2 protein-coding genes are annotated in these 2,038 nt (G+C 60.8%); both read left to right on the top strand.

All coding sequences use genetic code 11. The features are described 5' to 3' along the window. Positions 1-851: chromosomal replication initiator protein DnaA (gene dnaA, locus WAN71_RS28710; protein ID WP_422228575.1), on the top strand; the 851-nt coding region annotated here is incomplete at its 5' end. Between the two features lie 527 nt (positions 852-1,378). Beyond that, positions 1,379-2,038: DNA polymerase III subunit beta (gene dnaN, locus WAN71_RS28705; protein WP_422228574.1), on the top strand; the 660-nt coding region annotated here is incomplete at its 3' end.

Here is a 2,038-nt window from a genome sequence, read left to right as displayed (position 1 = left end):
CGCAACGGCTATTCCCCGGCATGCGGGTCAAGTATGTCTCCACCGAAGAATTCACCAACGACTTCATCAACTCGCTGCGCGACGACCGCAAAGTCGCCTTCAAACGCAGTTACCGGGATGTCGATGTACTGCTCGTCGATGACATTCAGTTCATCGAAGGTAAAGAGGGCATCCAGGAAGAGTTCTTCCACACTTTCAATACGCTGCACAATGCCAACAAGCAGATCGTCATCTCCTCGGACCGGCCGCCCAAGCAGCTCGCCACCCTGGAAGATCGGCTGCGTACCCGGTTCGAATGGGGACTGATCACCGATGTGCAGCCACCGGAGCTCGAAACCCGCATCGCCATTCTGCGCAAAAAGGCACAGATGGAACGACTGGCGGTCCCCGATGATGTCCTCGAACTCATCGCCAGCAGCATCGAACGCAACATCCGGGAACTCGAGGGTGCGCTCATCCGAGTCACCGCGTTCGCGTCGCTGAACAAAACTCCGATCGATAAGGCGCTGGCGGAGATCGTGCTTCGTGATCTCATCGCCGATGCCAGCACCATGCAGATCAGCGCGGCAACCATCATGGCTGCCACCGCCGAATACTTCGATACCACGGTCGAGGAGCTGCGCGGCCCCGGTAAGACCCGCGCCCTGGCCCAGTCCCGGCAGATCGCGATGTATCTGTGCCGCGAACTGACCGACCTGTCACTGCCGAAGATTGGCCAAGCGTTCGGTCGCGATCACACCACGGTCATGTACGCCCAGCGCAAAATCCTCTCCGAGATGGCCCAGCGACGCGAAGTCTTCGATCACGTCAAGGAACTCACCACCCGGATTCGGCAGCGATCCAAGCGCTGAGCACCGGAGACAACCCAGTTCGACCCAAAAAACTTTGGGCACGGCTACCCCACCCGTCACAGCGCCGGCTGTGCATATGCCTGTGCGCAACCTGCTTGCGCTCTTCCCCGGATATTGCGCCCGAGTGCACAGCCGCGGGCAATCCCCAACCGCTACACACAAACCACACAACCGCGCCCATGTCATCCACAACCCCGCCAGCGCGGCTCAGCAGCACAGACGTCCAACCGTCCCCAACATGCACAGGCCTTAATACTGTTACTGAGATATCTCCGTAGTTTCTTCTTGGAAAAGAGACCTGGGGACGGGCTGTTCCACACCGGCAGGTCAGCGCAAGACAACCCCGAGTGTCATTGATTCCGATTAGCTTTCAAGATGACGCTGGAAGCTCTACGGTTGTGGTTCGACTGCCGTTTCGGTCGTCGAAGCGGGTTACGGGCACAGGCGTCCGTCAGCGGGGAAATCGCACTCCATCGGGGTGGAGCCGCTGGAGTTGGCCTAGTTGTTCGGGGTAATGAAGGGACGCAATGGACGTGGCGACGACCACAGTCGGTTTGACCGACTTGAAGTTTCGCTTGGTGCGCGAAGACTTCGCTGACGCGGTGGCCTGGGTGGCGCGGACGCTGCCCAACAGGCCTACGGTGCCGGTGCTCGCCGGTGTGCTGCTGACCGGCTCGGACGACGGCCTGACTATTTCCGGATTCGACTACGAAGTGTCCGCCGAAGTACGGCTGACGGCTGAAATCGCCTCTCCGGGAACAGTTTTGGTCTCAGGGCGGCTGTTGTCTGATATAACCCGGGCCTTGCCCGACAAGCCCGTCGACGTCCAGGTGGAAGGCACCAGAGTTTCCTTGACGTGCGGGAGCGCGCGGTTTTCATTGCCGACGATGGCCGTCGAGGACTACCCCACGCTGCCGGCGTTGCCTGAGGAGACCGGTGCTTTATCAGCGGAGCTGTTCGCCGAAGCGATCAGTCAGGTGGCTGTTGCGGCCGGCCGCGACGACACGTTGCCGATGTTGACCGGAATTCGGGTCGAGATTTCCGGTGAGTCGGTGGTATTGGCTGCTACCGATCGCTTCCGGCTGGCGGTTCGGGAGCTGACCTGGTCGGCGGCCGGACCCGATGTGCAGGCGGCAGTGTTGGTGCCGGCGAAGACGTTGGCCGAGGCCGCCAAGACTGGTACCGAC

The organism is Mycobacterium sp. (genome assembly GCF_049280035.1).
In the GTDB taxonomy this organism is placed as follows: Bacteria; Actinomycetota; Actinomycetes; order Mycobacteriales; family Mycobacteriaceae; genus Mycobacterium.
Note: the sequence above shows the minus strand (reverse complement) of the source record. Positions and strands in the feature narration are given on the sequence as shown.